This window comes from Martelella sp. NC20, from assembly GCF_013459645.1.
In the GTDB taxonomy this organism is placed as follows: domain Bacteria; phylum Pseudomonadota; class Alphaproteobacteria; order Rhizobiales; family Rhizobiaceae; genus Martelella.
In genome coordinates, this window is the sequence record NZ_CP054861.1 from 292,501 (window position 1) to 309,290 (window position 16,790).

A 16,790-nucleotide genomic window follows, 5' to 3' on the forward strand; every position below is an offset into this window, starting at 1 on the left:
GTTATCGCACTGATATTTCTATATATTTTAGTGACGTTCGTCCTCTTGTCCCGAGAATGACCGCCACAAGCGGACCAACGCGTGCGCCGCCAGCGGCCACAAATGACAGCGCCTTCAATATGCCACTTTCAAACCAGAGATTGCCGCCTGGGCGCGAGCGTGGGGTCCCGGCAAGAGAGGGTTTGCGGACGGCGCTTGCCGCATGTCCGCTTCTTCTGACCGCGAACACGGTTCGCAACTTTGTTCTTGATCGCTCCGGACGGCAAAACGGTTTGCCCTTTTCCGGACGTGCTCCACACAGGAGCCGCGACACCGATGGTCGTTTGACACAATGGCTGAATTTCGGCACATGAAAACGGGCGGATACGCAAACTACGATGCGAGACGACAGACCTATGAAAGTGAAAGACAACCCGGCGCGTTCCTTCGGCCGGCGAAACCCGATCGTGGTCGATGGCCGTTCGCCGCCGGCGCGACGTGCTGTTTCGCTGCGCTGGCTTGCCGGCGTCTGCCTTACGGGCCTGACCAGCACCGCGCTGATGGCGGTCGCGCTTTCGGTGGCCGTCGATGGCCGCGAGCGGCTTGCGATCCCCGCCTCAGCCTTCGCCAAGACCGGGCTCGACCGTCCCGATGCCAATGACAGCGCAGCCCGCGGCGCGCGGCTCGTACAGACCGCCGTCATAGCCAAGCCTTCCAACCGTCGCATCCTGCAGGTCCCGACGGCCGTGCGGCAGGGCGACAGCGACGTGATCCATTACGAGCCGTTTTCCGAGGTGAAAATGGCGCTTGCCGCCAATTACGGCGAGACCCCTTCCTATCCGGCCTTCGATCCCTTCGCCGTGTTTGCCTCGACCGCAACGCCGTCAGACCCCGAGCATGGCGCCGACGTGATTTATGACACCGATGTCCAGGGCGAAGTCGAGATCCGGTCCATCGCCTTTCCGATGACGCGGCCGGACGCTCCGTTCGCAGCCGATCTCACCACCGAGGAAATCGAAGCAACGATCCTTGCCAACGAGGCCTCGCTTCAGGACAGCGTCGGCGAAATTTCGATGCTGAGCTATGTCGATCCCGACCGGTTCGAGCCGGAGCCCAGCCTGTTGCCGCTCAAACCCGCCCTCAGCGCCCAGATCATCGATGAGAATGTTACGGTAAGCGCGCTGCAATCCATATTCACCCGCGATTTCAGCGACGACATTCTGCCGGTGCGTCAGGCAGTGGACACGGCCGCGCTGCTGACGGCGGCCGGCTACCCGCCGCCGCAGGCCAACGAACTCGGCCGGCTGATCCAGGAGGGCACGGGCTCGGCCACGCTCAAGGCCGGCGATACGCTGCGCATCGGGCTGTTGCGCATGGGCCGCAACATGCGCGTCGTCCGCCTCAGCCTCTATCGCAGCGGCGAGCATCGCATGACGATGGCGCTCAACGACAAGGGCCGCTTCGTCAAGGGCACACCGCCGGCCATGAGCGATGCGGTGGCCAATGCCACCGCCGATGAAACCGATCTGCTGCTCGGGTCGGCCCAGAAGCCGGTGCGTATCTATGACGGCATTTACCGGGCAATGCTGAGCTATGATCTGACCGAACAGATGTCGGCGCAACTGGTCAACCTGCTGGCCAGCAAGGTCGATCTCCAGTCGCAGGCCTCGCCGGATGATGCGCTTGAGCTGTTCTTTTCAGATGCCGACCCCAATGGCGGCGCGACGGCCGATTCCGAGCTTTTCTACATCGACGCAAAGATCAGCGGCGAGGATATCGCGCTCTACCGTTTCCGCGATCCGGACTCCGGATCGGTGGATTTCTACGACCAGGATGGTCGCAGCATCCGCCGGTTCCTGCTGCGCAACCCGGTGCCAAATGGCCGCTTCACTTCCGGTTTCGGCATGCGCCGTCACCCTGTGCTGAAATATGGCCGCATGCATCCGGGCGTCGACTGGGCAGCCCCCACCGGCACCCCGATCATCGCCGCCGGCGACGGCGTCGTCGAAAAGGCCGGCTGGGCCAGCGGATACGGCAACCAGACCATCATTCGCCACGCCAATGGCTACGAGACCTCCTACAACCACCAGAGCAAGATCGCCGGCGGCGTCAAGCCCGGCGCGCGCATCAAGCAGGGCCAGCTGATCGGCTATGTCGGCGCGACCGGCCTGGTGACCGGCGCGCATCTGCACTACGAAGTGATTGTCAACGGCACGAAAGTGGATCCGATGAAGATCCGCTTCCCGAACTCCGATGCGCTCGCCGGCGACAACCTCGCCCGCTTCCAGTCCGAGCGCGCCCGCATCGACTCTCTGCTCGGCAACGACAGCCGGGTCGCCTCGAACGCGAACTGAGCGGCGAATAGCCGTCTGACAAAAAAGGGCCCGCCGCGAAGGCGAGCCCCTTTCATCTCAGCAACGACCGATCACGCCACCTCTTCCAGCTTGCGGCCGGTTGTGAACATCAGCCGGTCGGAGCCGGCGTCGACACGCACATGGGTGCCGTCGGAGAGTTCGCCGCCCAGCAGCTTCTCGGCCAGCGGATCCTGTACCGCCGTCTGGATTACCCGCTTCAGCGGACGGGCGCCATAGGCCGGATCGTAGCCCTTTTCGGCAAGCCAGTTGCGGGCTTCCGGAGTCAGGTCGAGGACGATCTTGCGCTCCGACAGCAGCTTTTCGAGACGACCGAGCTGGATGTCGACGATCTGGCCCATGTCGTCGCGGCGCAGCCGGTGGAACAGGATGATATCGTCGACCCGGTTCAGGAATTCCGGCCGGAACGATGCCCGAACCACCGCCATCACCTGCTCGCGCGCCGCTTCGCTGTCCTCATGATCACCCAGCTGGGTCAGGAATTCCGCGCCCAGATTGGAGGTCATGATGATGATCGTGTTGCGGAAGTCGACCGTGCGGCCCTGGCCGTCGGTCAGCCGCCCGTCATCGAGCACCTGCAGCAGCACGTTGAAGACGTCCGGATGGGCCTTTTCGATCTCGTCGAACAGAACCACCTGATACGGCCTGCGCCGGATCGCCTCGGTCAGCGCCCCGCCCTCGTCATAACCGACATAGCCGGGAGGCGCGCCGATCAGCCGGGCGACGGAGTGCTTCTCCATGTATTCCGACATGTCCATGCGCACCATCGCGGTCTCGTCATCGAACAGGAACCGGGCGAGCGATTTCGTCAGCTCGGTCTTGCCGACGCCGGTGGGGCCGAGGAAGATGAACGAGCCGATCGGCCGGTTCGGATCCTGCAGCCCGGCGCGCGCCCGGCGCACCGAACGCGACACGGCCTGCACCGCCTCGCCCTGGCCGACGACCCATTTCGCCAGTTCGTCTTCCATCCGCAACAGCTTGTCGCGTTCGCCTTCGAGCATCTTGTCGACCGGAATGCCGGTCCAGCGGGAGACGACCTGGGCGATGTTGTCCGGGGTCACGACCTCCTGCAGGATCGAATCCGTGACGGTGTTGTCTTCCGACTCCGCCTCGATCAGTTCCTTTTCCAGCTTCGGGATCGTGCCATAGGCAAGCTCGCCCGCCTTCTGGAACTCGCCGCCGCGCTGGGCGATCGCCAGATCGTTACGCGCCGTCTCGAGCTGCTTCTTCAGATCGGCGGCCCGGTTGAGCTTGTTCTTCTCGGACTGCCAGCGCGCCGTCAGCGCATCGGCTTCTTCCTCGAGCGAGGCCAGTTCGGTTTCAAGGCGCGCCAGACGATCCTTGGATGCGGTGTCGGTTTCCTTCTTCAGCGCTTCCCGCTCGATCTTGAGCTGCATGATGCGGCGATCGAGTTCGTCGAGTTCCTCCGGCTTGGAATCCACCTGCATGCGAACGCGGCTTGCCGCCTCGTCCATCAGGTCGATTGCCTTGTCCGGCAGGAACCGGTCGGCGATGTAGCGGTTGGAAAGCGTCGCAGCGGCCACCAGCGCGCTGTCGGCGATGCGCACCTGGTGGTGCTGCTCGTATTTTTCCTTCAGCCCGCGCAGGATCGAGATCGTGTCCTCGACCGTCGGTTCGGCAACCATGACCGGCTGGAACCGCCTTGCAAGGGCCGCGTCCTTTTCGACATGCTTGCGATACTCGTCGAGCGTGGTCGCGCCGACGCAATGCAGTTCGCCGCGCGCAAGCGCCGGCTTCAGGAGGTTCGACGCATCCATGGCGCCATCGGCCTTGCCGGCGCCGACCAGCGTGTGCATCTCGTCGATGAACAGGATGATCTGGCCAGCCTCGGCCTGAACCTCGTTCAGAACCGCCTTCAGCCGCTCCTCGAACTCGCCGCGATATTTCGCGCCGGCGATCAGAGCGCCCATGTCGAGCGACATCAGCTTCTTGTCCTTCAGGCTCTCCGGGACGTCGCCATTGACGATCCGGAGCGCAAGACCCTCGGTGATCGCGGTCTTGCCCACGCCCGGCTCGCCGATCAGCACCGGATTGTTCTTGGTGCGGCGCGACAGGACCTGGATCGTGCGGCGGATTTCGTCGTCGCGGCCGATCACGGGATCGAGCTTGCCGTCGCGGGCGTCCGCCGTCAGGTCGCGCGCGTATTTCTTCAGCGCGTCATAGGACTGCTCGGCGCTGGCGCTGTCGGCGGTGCGGCCCTTGCGGATTTCGTTGATGGCCTGGTTGAGGCCGTTCGGCGTCACCCCGGCATCGGCAAGGGTCTTCGCCGTCGACGCGCTCTTTTCGATGACGAGCGCCAGGAGCAGGCGTTCGACGGTGACGAAACTGTCGCCCGCCTTCTTGGCGGCCTCTTCGGCGGTGCTGAAAACCTTGGCAAGCGGCTGGGCGAGATAAATCTGTCCGTTGCCGCCGGAAACCTTCGGCAGCTTCGCAAGGGCTGCGTCATTGGCGAGACGCGCCTTGGCGGCATCGCCCCCGGCGCGCGCGATCAGCGATGCCGCCATGCCTTCCGGGTCGTCGAGCAACACCTTCAGGATGTGCGCGGCGTCGAACTGCTGATGGCCCTCGCCCAGCGCATAGGTCTGCGCGGACTGCAGAAAGCCGCGAACCCGTTCGGAATATTTTTCGATGTTCATGTTTCATGCCTCCATTCCTCACCCTGCCCTTTATAAAGCGACCGAGCGATGATTCAGGTCAAACCCCCTCTGTTGAGGCGAGCTGATGACGGCGGCGTTTGCAGCCGCCATGAAGCAGATATGGTGCGGATTTCCGGGGTTTAAAGAGGCCGTGAAACAAATTCGTTGCAGATATGCAACAGGGGTGAAAGCCTCCAGAATCTCGTCTTTCTCCAAGCAGTTCCCCCTCACCGACGTCATCCTCGGCCTTGTGCCGAGGATCTAAGCACCTCTCCATGCGACTGGGGTCTCGGTGGCCGCTTTTCGTGGTGAACTTGCCCACCCGAACGCCAGCGCTGCTCGCGACCGGCGTGGATAGATCCTCGGGTCAAGCCCGAGGATGACGCCGAGAGGAGGAGAAGCGGTCGCGACGTTCGAACGAATGCGGTCCTCGATGACTGACCGCGGCACTGCTCAGCTATGGGCGAAAATGTCGGTTTCTTCCCAGCCGAGAAGATCGAGCTTTGCCCGTGTCGGCAGAAATTCGAAACAGGCGCTCGCAAGCTCCATCCGGCCATCGCGGATCAGCCTCTCCATCAGCTTGTCGCGCAGGCGATGGAGGTAGAGAACGTCGGAGGCGGCGTATTGAAGCTGCGCCTCGGTCAGTTCCTCGGCCGCCCAGTCGGAGGATTGCTGCGCCTTGGAAACGTCGACATCGAGCATTTCCCTGAGATTGTCCTTGAGCCCGTGCCGGTCGGTATAGGTCCGGGTCAGGCGCGAGGCGATCTTGGTGCAGAATACATTGGCGGTGGTCACGCCGAAGGTGTGGTAGAGCACGGCGATATCGAACCGGCCGAAATGAAAGATCTTCTGGCGGTCCGGATCGGCCAGCATGGCGGTAAGGTTCGGCGCTTGCCGCTGCCCCGGCGCGATCTGGATCAGGTCGGCGCTGCCGTCGCCTGGCGAAATCTGCACCACGCAAAGCCGGTCGCGGCGCGGAATCAGGCCAAGCGTCTCGCTGTCGATCGCGATCGCGCCGGTATAGCGGCTCGCGTGTTCCGCCGGAATATCGTGTTTGTGCACGCGGATCATGTCGCGCTTCTCCATAGCCTGTCATTCTGTCACAAACCGGGTTCATAGCGGATCGGCCGGCGCGACGATACCCAAAAACGCGGACCTCGCCGAGAACCTCCCCCCTGCGGCTGCGCGCAGGGGTGTTGTGCAATCGCGGCCGAGCGGCTATCGCATGAAGCAAAGCCCGACAAAGGCGGAACTACTCCGCTTCCTTCAGCGTATCCGGAAAGGACGGCCATGAGTCTGAAAAATCCCGTCCGCGCATTTTGGCAACGCCACCGCGCGCTTTCCATTGCCTTTCTGGCGGCCCTGATTCTGACGCTGGCGTTCGCGCTCAAGACCGTGCTTGCGGTCTATTACTGGCACAACCCGGCCCATCGCCAATTGGAGCTGAAGGGCTGGATGACGCTCGGCCAGGTGGCGATGGTGCACGATATCCCCGTGCACGAACTCGCCGGGGCGCTCGGCCTCGATCCGGAAAACAGCCGCCGCCTGCCGCTCTGGCAGATCACAAGAGAGCGCGGCGAGACGCTGGAGGAGTTGGAAGACCAGATCGCCGAAGCCCTCGACGACCACGAACGGGCCGGCGACGATGAATGAACAGTTTCTGGCGCTGGTTCCGGTCTACGGCATCCCGGTCATGGCCCTTATCGTGTTTCTGGGCTGCCTCGGCATACCGATGCCCGCCGCCGTGATCATGCTGTTTGGCGGCTCTCTCGCAGCCTCTGGCGATCTGCCGATGCTGCCGGCCATCGCCGCCTGTTTCGCCGCCGCAAGCACCTCCGACCAGATCGGCTACTGGGTCGGGCGCAAGGGCGGAGCGAAATATGTGGAGCGGTTCGCCGCGCGCGGCCCCAAACGCCAGCGTCTGGTTGACCGTGCACAGGACTATCTGGAACGGCGCGGCGTTCTCGCCATCTTCTTCACGCGCTGGCTGCTGGCCCAGTTCGGCCCCTATATCAACCCGGTCGCGGGCGCTGCCGGCATGCGCTGGCGCGCCTTTTCGGCCGCATCCGTCTGTGGCCAGATAATCTGGGTGTCGACCTATAGCCTTCTCGGCTTCATGTTCTCCCGCAACATCATCGCCGTCGCCCACGTCGCGGGCAATGCCACCGGCTTCCTCGCCGCCGGCGTCATTTCGCTCGCCCTGTTCTGGTACATCACCCGCGTCCTGCACTTTTCGATCAAGCGGCGCAGGCGCAGGCGCTACCTGAAGCCGCGCGGCCGGCGCGGCCAGCCCTGAGCGTCATCAAACCGCAGCAAAAACGTCATTCGATTGTTATCCCGTGGGACTATCGCGGAACGGCACTAACCCTTCCCGACGCTCTTTCAAAGAGGTTCCCATGCGCGCACGTCTCGCAATTCTCGCCGCCGCCACCTGCCTTGCAGGTGCTGCCAATGCCGCAACCATCTATCCGCTCGATCGCGCCACCGTGCTTTCGTCCTCGCCCTTCGATTTCAAGGTCGAACTCGACGCGGTCTATGACGCCGGCGATGTCGACGTAACCGTCAACGGCAAGCCCTATGCCGACGTCTTCGGCCATGAGGCAGAATTCGTCGCCGACGAAAAGGGCAAGAATGACGAGAGCCTCGGCTCGGCGTTGATCCTGCGCGATCTGGCCATTGCCGATGCCGGTGATTACACCGTTTCCGTCAAGGCCGGCGATGCCGAGGAAAAGACCGTGACCTGGACGGTTTACGATACCGCCGAAACCCCGAAGGCCAAGAACGTGATCTTCTTCGTCGCCGACGGCCTGTCCATGGGTCACCGCACGGCTGCCCGGATCATGTCCAAGGGCATGACCGAGGGCAAGGCCGACGGCCGTCTCCATATGGACGACCTCGACAGCATGGCAACGATCGGCACCTCCTCGACCCATTCGGTCGCAACCGACAGCGCCAACACCATGTCGGCCTACATGACCGGCCACAAGACCCGCGTGAACGCGCTCGGCGTCTATGCCGACCGTACGCCGGACAGCCTGGACGACCCGAAGGTCGAAACCATTGCCGAGGCGCTGCGCCGCCAGACCGGCAAGGCGATCGGCGTTGTCTCCACCGCCGAAATCGAAGACGCCACGCCGGCCGCCGTCGTCGCCCATACCCGCCTTCGCGGCGACAAGGCCGCTATCGTCGGCATGTTCTATGACGTCAAGCCGGAAGTCGTTCTCGGCGGCGGTTCTGCCTACTTCCTGAAGTCCGATGTCGCCGGTTCCAAGCGCAAGGATGACAACGACTATATCGCCATGTTCGAAGAGGCCGGCTACACGGTCGTCACCTCCGCCGACGAACTGGCTTCCGCCGAGAAGCCGGAAGACGGCAAGCTGCTCGGCCTGTTCCACACCGCCAACATGGACTCGACGCTTGACCGCGAATTCCTGAAGAAGGGCAGCGTCGAGAAATTCCCGAACCAGCCCGGCCTCGTGGATATGACGAAAGCGGCGATCGACCAGCTTTCCAGGAATCCCGAGGGCTTCTTCCTGATGGTCGAGGCCGCCAATGTCGACAAGATGTCGCATCCGCTCGACTGGGACCGCGCCGCCATCGACATGATCGAGTTCGACCAGGCCATCGGCGCCGCCATGGAATGGATGAATTCCAACCCTGATACGCTGATCGTCGTCACCGGTGACCACACCCACGGCGTCTCGGTGATCGGCACGATCGACGACGACGTCGAAGCCGACGAAATGCGCAACAAGGTCATGACCTATGACGACGCCGGCTTCCCGAACTATACGGACGAAAACGGCGACGGTTACCCGGATCAGGTCGACGTCTCCCGCCGCCTGGCCATGTTTGCCAACAACTTCCCCGACTATTACGAGACCTTCCGCCCGAAGATGGATGGTCCGTTCGAGCCGGCCGTGAAGAACGAAGAGGGCCGCTACGTCGCCAACGAGGCCTACAAGGATGTCCCCGGCGCCGTTCTGCGCACCGGCAACCTGCCCTATGATGCCTCGACCGGCGTTCACGCCGTCGATGACGTTCTCCTTCAGGCGTCCGGCCCCGGCGCCGAAGGCTTCAAGGGCTATATGGAACAGTCCGACGTCTACGGCGTACTGGCCGACGCTTTCGCTCTCGGCACCAGCCAGAAGCAGTAAGCTTCACGTTCGATACGGGACCGGGCGGGCTTCGCCCGGTCCTCGGACTGCTGACAAACCATGTTGCAGACAGTTTGAGTTTGCCTACCCCTCTGTCCGTCACCCCGGACCTGATCCGGGGTCCAGGGCGATGGAACGCCATACGCGCAAAGGGCCACCTGTTGATAGCCCTCGAAATTTGGCCCTGGATGCCGGGTCAAGCCCGGCATGACGGAAGTATCTGTCAAGGCCTTCGTCAACAAACTGGGAACCGGGCGGGCTTTGCCCGGTTCCGACCTCACGAACCATGAGATGAGAACCATGACTGCTCGTCCGCCCCTTTCCCGCCGCAGCCTGCTTGCCGCATTCGGCACGCTCGGCGTCGGCCTTGCCTGCCGTCCGGCCCTTGCCGCCACCGGTGAACTGACTTTCGACCAGCTCTACGGCTCCTTCAGCCCGCTCGGGCTCGAATTTTCCGACAAGGTGAAGGAACTGACCGGAAGCAAGGTCTCGATCCGAGGCTTCATGGCCCCGCCGCTGAAGGCGGAAGCGAAGTTCTTCGTGCTGTCGGAAATCCCGATGGCGCTCTGCCCGTTCTGTTCCTCGGATGCCGACTGGCCGGACAATATCATGGTCGTCTATCTCGACCGCAAGCAGACCTTCACCCAGCCCAACCAGATGATCGAGGTGACCGGCATTCTCGATCGCGGCTCCTGGGTAGACCCCGAGACCGGCTTCATCAGCCAGCTGCGCCTGCGCGACGCGCGGTATAGCAAAGTCTGAGGCCACCTCCTTTCGCCCACAAAAAGGTCAGTCCCGATGCTGCCTCTTTCCCTGACGGACATTGCCGTCACCTTTCCCGGCCTCGATGGCGCGGTGCTTTCGATACCACGGCTCGATATCGCCGCCGGCGAGCGGGTCGCGATCACCGGCCCGTCGGGTTCCGGCAAGAGCACTTTCGTCAACATCGTCACCGGGTTGGAGCGGCTCACGCATGGCCATGCCCGCTGGGGCGAAACCGACCTGTCGACGCTCTCCGAAAGCGGGCGGGACCGTTTTCGCGGCGAGAATATCGGCCTGATCATGCAGGATTTTCACCTTTTTCCGGCACTTTCCGCGCTTGAAAACGTGTTGCTGCCGGCAAGGCTTGCACGCGCGGCAGGTGAACAGCGCATCCGCCGCGCCCACGATCTTCTCGACCAGGTCGGCCTTTCCCGCCACGACCAGAAGACCGGCACGATGTCGCGCGGCGAGATGCAGCGCGTGGCGGTCGCCCGCGCGCTTTTGCGCGAACCCGGCATCATCGTGGCCGACGAGCCGACGGCAAGTCTCGACGCCGCATCGGGCGAGACCGTCGGCCGCCTGCTGCTGGAGCTTGCCGAGGGCAGCACGTTGATCGTCGTCTCACATGACCGGCGGCTGATCGCCCCGCTGACGCGCGAGATATCGCTGCTTGCAGGCAGCATCGCCAGCGACGAAAAGAGAGGCTGACCCGATGTTCCGTTTTATTCTCGCAGACCTTCGACGCCTCTGGGCCGGCTCCGTCGTCATCGTGATCCTGATCATGCTTGCGACAGCGCTCGGCGTCGCCGTCACGCTGGAGGAACGGGCGCTCAGGCTCGGCAGCGCCCGGGCCTCGGAGAAATTCGACCTGGTCATCGGCGCGCCCGGCAGCGAAACCCAGCTCGTGCTCTCCTCCGTCTTCCTGCAGGCCGCCGACCTGCCGCTGATGGATGGCGACATCCTGCCCGCGCTTCAGGCGGACCCGCGCGTGGCCTGGGCAGCCCCGATCGGCTTCGGCGATTCCTATGCCGGCTATCCGATCGTCGGCACCACGGCGGAATTGATCACCAACACCACGCCCGGTTTTTCCGATGGCGGCAATTTCACGCATCTGGGCGAAGCCGTGATCGGTTCGGCGGTCGACCTTTCGATCGGCGACACGATCAAGCCGCTCCACGGCACGATCGAAAGCGGCGGCCATACCCATGACGAGCTTGCCTATACAGTTACCGGAAAGGCCGACCCGACCGGCACGCCCTGGGACCGCGCCATCTTCGTGCCGATCGAGGCCGTCTGGGAAATCCACGGCATGGAAGCGCATGAGGCAGAGGAGCATGACGAGGCCGAACATGACGACGACCACGAGCATGACGAGGCTGAGCATGATGAGGAGCATCATCACCTCGACCCCGCCGCGCCGCTCGATGAAACCTGGCATGAGGGCGAAACGCCCGGCCTGCCCGCCATACTGGTGAAGCCGAAGTCGATCGCCGATGCCTATCGGCTCAGGCAGGATTACCGGGGCGACCACACGCTCGCCGTTTTCCCGGCGGAAGTGCTGACGAAACTCTACGCCACGCTCGGCGATGCCAAACAGGTGCTGGCGGCGATTGCCGCGGGCGCGCAGGTGCTCGTCGCCGCGGCGCTCATGCTCGTGACCGTCATTCACGTGTCGCAGCGAAGGCGCGAGATCGGGGCATTGCGCGCATTCGGCGCGCCGCGCGGCGCGGTATTCGCCATCGTCTGGAGCGAGCTCTTCCTGCTGGTCGCAATCGGCATCGCGCTCGGCTATGCGGCGGGCCTCGCCGCAGCGCTTGCGGTCGCGCGGTCGATCACGGCCGAACGCGGCGTGTCGCTTCCCGTCGGTTTCACCGCGGCCGATCTCGGCTCCGCCGCCGTGCTGGTGGCAACCGCCGCCCTGCTTTCCGCCCTGCCCGCCCTCATCGCCTATCGTCAGCCGCCGGCGGCCGCGCTGAAAAGTTAGCGGTTCAGACCGGAAGGGAGGCTTTCCGGCCACCCGCCGGGCTTGACACCGCACGAGCCGGGGAACAGTTTCGGAAAACGCGACACAAATCGCGCCGCCCGCCCGAAAGCCCCGCCATGCAAGAAATATTCAACAGCGTCATCCCGATCTTCGCCCTGATCCTGATCGGCTGGCTCGCCGTCAAATCACGCTATCTGCCGGCAGAGCATGCCGGCGTGATGTCGAGCTTCGTGTACAGGATCGGCCTGCCGGTGCTGTTGATGCGCACCATCGCCAATGCCGATTTCACCGGCGCCGATCCGCTCAGGATCTGGGCGGTCTATTTTGCCAGCGTGGCGATCGCCTGGATCGTGGCCGCCATGGTTTCCCGCTTCGTCTTCAACCGGGATCGCGTGTCTGCCGTCGTCATCGGGCTTTCCGGCACGTTTTCCAACCTTGCGCTGCTCGGCATTCCCCTCGTCAGCCACATTGCGGGTGAAACCGCGCTGGTGGCGCTTTCGATCGTGCTTGCGATCCACATGCCGGTGCTGATGGTCACCGCCACGGTGCTGGCCGAACGCGCCAAGGCGCACGAAGGCGGCGCCACCAGCGCCCCGGGACGGCTTGCAGCCACGGTGGGCTACAATCTTGCGACCAATCCGCTGGTGATCGGCCTGATCATCGGGGCGGTGATGAATTTCACCGGCCTCACGCCAGCGGGACCGCTCGCCACCGTCATCTCGATGCTCGCCGGGATCGCCGCTCCTGTGGCGCTGGTTTCGATCGGCATGACCCTCGCGCAATACAGGGTCGCCGGCAATGCCGGCCTGTTCTCGGCGATCACCGTTATCAAGCTCGCTCTGCTGCCGGCCCTGGTCTTCGCCCTTTCACACGCCTTCGGGCTGCCGCAGCCGATCATGGCCGGCCTGGTGCTCGGCGCGGCCTGCCCTGCGGGCGTCAACGCCTTCCTGCTTGCCGACAAGTTCGGCACCGGCCGCAACATCGCCGCCTCCACGATCACCGTCACCACCCTGCTCGGCGTGGTCACGGTCAGCCTGTGGGTGTTATTGCTGGGATACTGAGAGGCCAGAGGGTTATGCCCAATGGAAAAACGCGGCCGCAGCCCCGTTCAGACTACTGACAAAGCCCTCGCCAAAATCTTCCGTCATGCCGGCCCTGAGCCGGCATCCAGGGCCTTGTGGCAATGCCTTTAATGAGAATTTTCTTATGCAGCAGTCGTGTCGCCCCGGCTCAAGGCCGGGATGACGGCGAAACGGGAGGCAACGCCGTAATCGCTCACGAGGGTTTGTCAACAAACTGACGGGGCCGAAGCCCCGTCATTTTCGCTATTCGCTCTTTTCAGGCTGCTCGACATCGGCGGAGCCGGGCGGCGTGGCCGTCGCGCCCTCGGCCGGTTCGGCGGTCGCCTCCTGAGGCTCGGCGCCGGCTTCAGCCGCAGCGGCGTCATCTTCGGGCGGCGGTTCGGGGAAAGGCACCGGATCGTTCGACATCGTGGCGAGATAGGCGATCAGGTCGGCGCGATCCTTGTCGGATGAAAGCCCGGCAAAGCCCATGGCCGTGCCCGGAACATCCTTCTTCGGCGCCTTGATGAAAACGTTCAGGTTCTCATAGGTCCACAGCTTGCTGCCGCCCTCGGAAAAGTCCTGCATCGCGGCGGAATAGGAGAAGCCCTCATGGCTGGCGACCGGACGATCGACGATGTCCCAGAGGTTGGGGCCAACCTTGTTCGGCCCCCCCTCCGTGTCGGTGTGACAGGCCTGACAGCGCTTGAACACGCGTTCACCGGCTTCGGCATTCGCATCGGCGAGCAGGACCGCGATCGGCGTCTCTTCCACGGCAGCCGGAGCGCCGCCGCCCGGCGCCTCGACGACCTCGATCGCGAAACCCTCCTTTTCAGGATGGTGCGGGTCGAAGATCGCTTCTGAGATGAAAGATACCGTCATCAGGACGAAGACCGTCCCCAACAGGGCCGCAAGGACCATATTGAGATTGAATTTCATTGCGTTGCCGCTCCCCTTCCGTCCAGCCTCTCTACCGGACACCTTGCATTCTTGCAGAACCTATGTCTTTTGATGCCGCGATGCAACGCCGCATCGGCATGCATACCGGCCCGTCAGACTGTCAGTGGCAAATTAACGGAGAGCTTGCAAGTGGCGATCGTCAAATCCGATGAAACGATCATTCTTATTCCCGCCCGCATGGCTTCCAGCCGCCTGCCCGGCAAGCCTCTGGCCGATATCGCCGGCCGGCCGATGATTGTTCATGTGGCCGAGCGCGCGCGCGAATCAGGCATGGGCCGGGTGGTCGTGGCCGTCGATGACGAGGCCGTTTTCGAGGCCGTCGAGAAAGCCGGCTTCGAGGCCGTGATGACCGGCATGACGCACCAGTCCGGCTCCGACCGCATCCACGAGGCGCTTGGCAGGGTCGACCCCGGCGGCAAGGCACAACTGATCGTCAACGTTCAGGGCGATCTGCCGACCCTTGATCCCGCCCTCATCAAGGCATCGCTCGCGCCGCTTGCCGACCCCGCGGTCGATATCGCAACGCTGACGGTGGAGATCACCGACGAGGCCGAAAAGACCGCCTCCCAGGTGGTCAAGCTGGTCGGCTCGCCGGTCGGCCCATCGAGACTGCGCGCGCTCTATTTTACCCGCGCGACCGCGCCCTGGGGCGACGGGCCGCTTTATCATCACATAGGACTTTATACCTATCGGCGCTCCGCCCTCGAACGCTTCGTCGCGCTCCCGGTCTCGCCGCTCGAAAAGCGCGAGAAGCTCGAGCAGCTGCGCGCGCTGGAAGCCGGCATGCGCATCGATGCCGAGATCGTCAAGACCGTGCCGCTCGGGGTCGATACCGCCGAGGACCTCGAAAAGGCGCGCCGCATTCTCGAAAGTGTCAGATCATGATCATGAAAACCAATCGCATCTCGTTCCAGGGCGAATACGGCGCCAATTCCGATATGGCCTGCCGGGACATGTATCCCGACATGGAGCCGCTGCCGTGCAAGACCTTCGAGGATGCGTTTCTGGCGGTCGAAAACGGCGATGCCGATCTGGCGATGATCCCGATCGAGAACACGATCGCCGGTCGCGTCGCCGATATCCACTACCAGCTTCCCGATTCGCACCTGTCGATCATCGGCGAATATTTCATGCCGATCCGGTTCCAGCTGATGGCGCTGCCGGGCGTGACGCTGGACGATATCAGGACCGTGCACAGCCATATCCACGCGCTCGGCCAGTGCCGCAAGATCATCCGCCGCAACAAGTGGAACGCGGTGATCGCCGGCGATACCGCAGGCGCTGCCATGCTGGTGAAGGAAACCGGCGACCGCACCATGGCGGCCCTTGCCCCGCGCCTTGCCGCCTCGCTCTACGGGCTCGATATCCTGGCCGAAAACGTCGAGGACAGCGAAAGCAACGTGACCCGCTTCGTGATTCTTTCCGACAAGGCGAAACGGGCCGAGCGCAACGGCCACGACCGCACGATCGTGACCACCTTCATCTTCAACGTCCGCAATATTCCGGCAGCGCTCTACAAGGCGCTTGGCGGTTTTGCCACCAACGGCATCAACATGACCAAGCTGGAGAGCTACCAGATCGGCGGCAAGTTCATCGCCACCCAGTTCTATGCCGATATCGAGGGCCATCCCGACGATCCGGCCGTGGCGCGCGCGCTGGAGGAACTCGATTTCTTCACCGAGCAGGTGCGCATCCTCGGGGTCTATGAAGGCCACCCGATGCGCCGCCACCTGCAGACGCTGGACGACATGGCCTAGTGGTTTGATTCCAACGTTTGGAACCCTCGGTTTCGTGCGGTGATGATGTCCTCGGGATCGGCTTTCCAGACAAATGGCTTGGGACAGTCAGCATTGTATTCGCGCACGAAACGGTTGATTGCGGCCTGCAGATCGACGACGGAATGGAAGACCCCGTATTTGAGCCTTCGCCGTGTGAGTTTGGCGAAGAAGCCCTCGACGGCGTTGAGCCAGGAGCAGGATGTCGGGGTGAAGTGGAAGGTCCAGCGCGGATGGCGGGCGAGCCAGGCGCGGACCTTGTCCTTTTTGTGTACGGCGTAATTGTCGAGGATGACGTGGATGGCCTTGTCTTGCGGCACCTCGCGCTCGATGCGGTTGAGGAAGCGGATGAACTCCTGATGGCGGTGGCGCTGCATGTTCTGGCCGATGACCGTGCCATCCAGCACGTTGAGCGCGGCAAACAGAGTGGTGGTGCCGTGGCGCTTGTAATCGTGGGTCATGGTGCCGGCACGGCCCTTCTTCATCGGCAGTCCGGGCTGGGTTCTGTCGAGAGCCTGTATCTGTGATTTCTCGTCAACCGACAGCACCACGGCATGGGCCGGCGGGTCGACATAAAGACCAACGATGTCGGTGAGCTTTTCGGCGAAGGCTGGATCGTTGGAGAGTTTGAACTGCCTCCAGCGATGCGGGCTGAGACCGTGAGCCTTCCAGATCGCCTGAACCGTCGAGGCCGCGATGCCGGCGACCCTGGCCATGGCGCGCAGCGTCCAGTGTGTTGCCTCGTGCGGCGGCGGTTCCTGCGTCAAGCGGACGATCTCGGCAACACGCTCCGGCGGGACCGGCGCCTTGCCGGGTGGCCGGGACCGGTCATGAAGCAGGCCGTCGACGCCCTCATGCATGAACCGCTCCTGCCAGCGCCACACACAGGTTTTCGACTTGCCGGTCTCGGCCATGATCGCCGAGGTGCCCAGACCATCGTCGCTCAGAAGGATGATACGTGCCCGCCAGACGTGCTTCTGTGGGCTGTTCGGGGCCGCGACGATGGCGCTCAATCGCTGCCGGTCGTCGGGAGATACCGTAAAGGAAATGTTGCTGCGCATGCCGCAGACTCGCACATCTCAA

Annotated in this window: 14 protein-coding genes; 10 read left to right on the forward strand and 4 right to left on the reverse strand. The window is 63.5% G+C overall.

Going from position 1 to position 16,790, the window contains the following annotated elements; translation table 11 throughout:
* Positions 1-395: 395 nt before the first annotated feature.
* Positions 396-2,333 (forward strand): M23 family metallopeptidase, encoded by a 1,938-nt coding sequence (locus HQ843_RS01405; RefSeq protein ID WP_180900169.1) that lies wholly within the window; start codon positions 396-398, stop codon positions 2,331-2,333.
* A 71-nt stretch (positions 2,334-2,404) separates the two neighbouring features.
* On the opposite strand, the gene clpB is transcribed toward HQ843_RS01405, so the two are convergent.
* Both clpB and HQ843_RS01415 read right to left on the reverse strand, forming a co-directional pair.
* Positions 2,405-5,008: an ATP-dependent chaperone ClpB gene (clpB, locus tag HQ843_RS01410; protein ID WP_180900168.1), complete on the reverse strand. Its 2,604-nt coding sequence runs from the start codon at positions 5,006-5,008 to the stop codon at positions 2,405-2,407.
* Between the two features lie 453 nt (positions 5,009-5,461).
* A complete protein-coding gene (locus HQ843_RS01415) occupies positions 5,462-6,079 on the reverse strand; it encodes a ribonuclease D (protein ID WP_180900167.1) in 618 nt (205 codons plus the stop codon).
* 219 nt (positions 6,080-6,298) lie between these two features.
* Here HQ843_RS01415 and HQ843_RS01420 point away from each other — a divergent pair, with 219 nt between their 5' ends.
* The 7 genes from HQ843_RS01420 to HQ843_RS01450 all read left to right on the forward strand — a co-directional run bounded on the left by HQ843_RS01420 (position 6,299) and on the right by HQ843_RS01450 (position 12,972).
* The gene (locus tag HQ843_RS01420) at positions 6,299-6,661 is read left to right on the forward strand and encodes a hypothetical protein (RefSeq protein ID WP_180900166.1); all 363 of its coding nucleotides are present in this window, start codon (positions 6,299-6,301) and stop codon (positions 6,659-6,661) included.
* Complete coding sequence (locus tag HQ843_RS01425) at positions 6,654-7,304, forward strand: DedA family protein (RefSeq protein WP_180900165.1); 651 nt, start codon at positions 6,654-6,656, stop codon at positions 7,302-7,304. Before HQ843_RS01420 ends, HQ843_RS01425 begins: the two co-directional genes overlap by 8 nt.
* Before the next feature lie 100 nt (positions 7,305-7,404).
* The gene (locus HQ843_RS01430) at positions 7,405-9,165 is read left to right on the forward strand and encodes an alkaline phosphatase (RefSeq protein WP_180900164.1); all 1,761 of its coding nucleotides are present in this window, start codon (positions 7,405-7,407) and stop codon (positions 9,163-9,165) included.
* A gap of 300 nt (positions 9,166-9,465) precedes the next feature.
* Positions 9,466-9,927, forward strand: coding sequence for a hypothetical protein (locus tag HQ843_RS01435; protein ID WP_180900163.1), 462 nt, complete (start codon positions 9,466-9,468; stop codon positions 9,925-9,927).
* Between the two features lie 36 nt (positions 9,928-9,963).
* The gene (locus HQ843_RS01440; RefSeq protein ID WP_180900162.1) at positions 9,964-10,635 is read left to right on the forward strand and encodes an ABC transporter ATP-binding protein; all 672 of its coding nucleotides are present in this window, start codon (positions 9,964-9,966) and stop codon (positions 10,633-10,635) included.
* 4 nt (positions 10,636-10,639) lie between these two features.
* The gene (locus HQ843_RS01445) at positions 10,640-11,911 is read left to right on the forward strand and encodes an FtsX-like permease family protein (protein ID WP_180900161.1); all 1,272 of its coding nucleotides are present in this window, start codon (positions 10,640-10,642) and stop codon (positions 11,909-11,911) included.
* Positions 11,912-12,027: 116 nt separating this feature from the next.
* Positions 12,028-12,972, forward strand: a complete 945-nt coding sequence (locus tag HQ843_RS01450; RefSeq protein ID WP_180900160.1) for an AEC family transporter — start codon at positions 12,028-12,030, stop codon at positions 12,970-12,972.
* Between the two features lie 264 nt (positions 12,973-13,236).
* On the opposite strand, the gene HQ843_RS01455 is transcribed toward HQ843_RS01450, so the two are convergent.
* Entirely contained in the window at positions 13,237-13,911 is a 675-nt protein-coding gene (locus HQ843_RS01455; RefSeq protein WP_180900159.1) for a c-type cytochrome, read from the reverse strand.
* A gap of 150 nt (positions 13,912-14,061) precedes the next feature.
* Here HQ843_RS01455 and HQ843_RS01460 point away from each other — a divergent pair, with 150 nt between their 5' ends.
* Entirely contained in the window at positions 14,062-14,817 is a 756-nt protein-coding gene (locus HQ843_RS01460; protein WP_180900158.1) for a 3-deoxy-manno-octulosonate cytidylyltransferase, read from the forward strand.
* Entirely contained in the window at positions 14,814-15,689 is an 876-nt protein-coding gene (locus tag HQ843_RS01465) for a prephenate dehydratase (protein WP_180900157.1), read from the forward strand. Before HQ843_RS01460 ends, HQ843_RS01465 begins: the two co-directional genes overlap by 4 nt.
* Here HQ843_RS01465 and HQ843_RS01470 read toward each other — a convergent pair.
* Complete coding sequence (locus HQ843_RS01470; RefSeq protein ID WP_180899062.1) at positions 15,686-16,768, reverse strand: IS630 family transposase; 1,083 nt, start codon at positions 16,766-16,768, stop codon at positions 15,686-15,688. The genes HQ843_RS01465 and HQ843_RS01470 overlap by 4 nt on opposite strands.
* Positions 16,769-16,790: the final 22 nt, after the last annotated feature.

Coding starts and splice junctions, on each gene's coding strand:
- HQ843_RS01405 (WP_180900169.1), top strand. CDS start 396: ATGAAAGTGAAAGACAACCCGGCGCGTTCCTTCGGCCGGCGAAACCCG.
- clpB (WP_180900168.1), bottom strand. CDS start 5,008: ATGAACATCGAAAAATATTCCGAACGGGTTCGCGGCTTTCTGCAGTCC.
- HQ843_RS01415 (WP_180900167.1), bottom strand. CDS start 6,079: ATGATCCGCGTGCACAAACACGATATTCCGGCGGAACACGCGAGCCGC.
- HQ843_RS01420 (WP_180900166.1), top strand. CDS start 6,299: ATGAGTCTGAAAAATCCCGTCCGCGCATTTTGGCAACGCCACCGCGCG.
- HQ843_RS01425 (WP_180900165.1), top strand. CDS start 6,654: ATGAATGAACAGTTTCTGGCGCTGGTTCCGGTCTACGGCATCCCGGTC.
- HQ843_RS01430 (WP_180900164.1), top strand. CDS start 7,405: ATGCGCGCACGTCTCGCAATTCTCGCCGCCGCCACCTGCCTTGCAGGT.
- HQ843_RS01435 (WP_180900163.1), top strand. CDS start 9,466: ATGACTGCTCGTCCGCCCCTTTCCCGCCGCAGCCTGCTTGCCGCATTC.
- HQ843_RS01440 (WP_180900162.1), top strand. CDS start 9,964: ATGCTGCCTCTTTCCCTGACGGACATTGCCGTCACCTTTCCCGGCCTC.
- HQ843_RS01445 (WP_180900161.1), top strand. CDS start 10,640: ATGTTCCGTTTTATTCTCGCAGACCTTCGACGCCTCTGGGCCGGCTCC.
- HQ843_RS01450 (WP_180900160.1), top strand. CDS start 12,028: ATGCAAGAAATATTCAACAGCGTCATCCCGATCTTCGCCCTGATCCTG.
- HQ843_RS01455 (WP_180900159.1), bottom strand. CDS start 13,911: ATGAAATTCAATCTCAATATGGTCCTTGCGGCCCTGTTGGGGACGGTC.
- HQ843_RS01465 (WP_180900157.1), top strand. CDS start 14,814: ATGATCATGAAAACCAATCGCATCTCGTTCCAGGGCGAATACGGCGCC.
- HQ843_RS01470 (WP_180899062.1), bottom strand. CDS start 16,768: ATGCGCAGCAACATTTCCTTTACGGTATCTCCCGACGACCGGCAGCGA.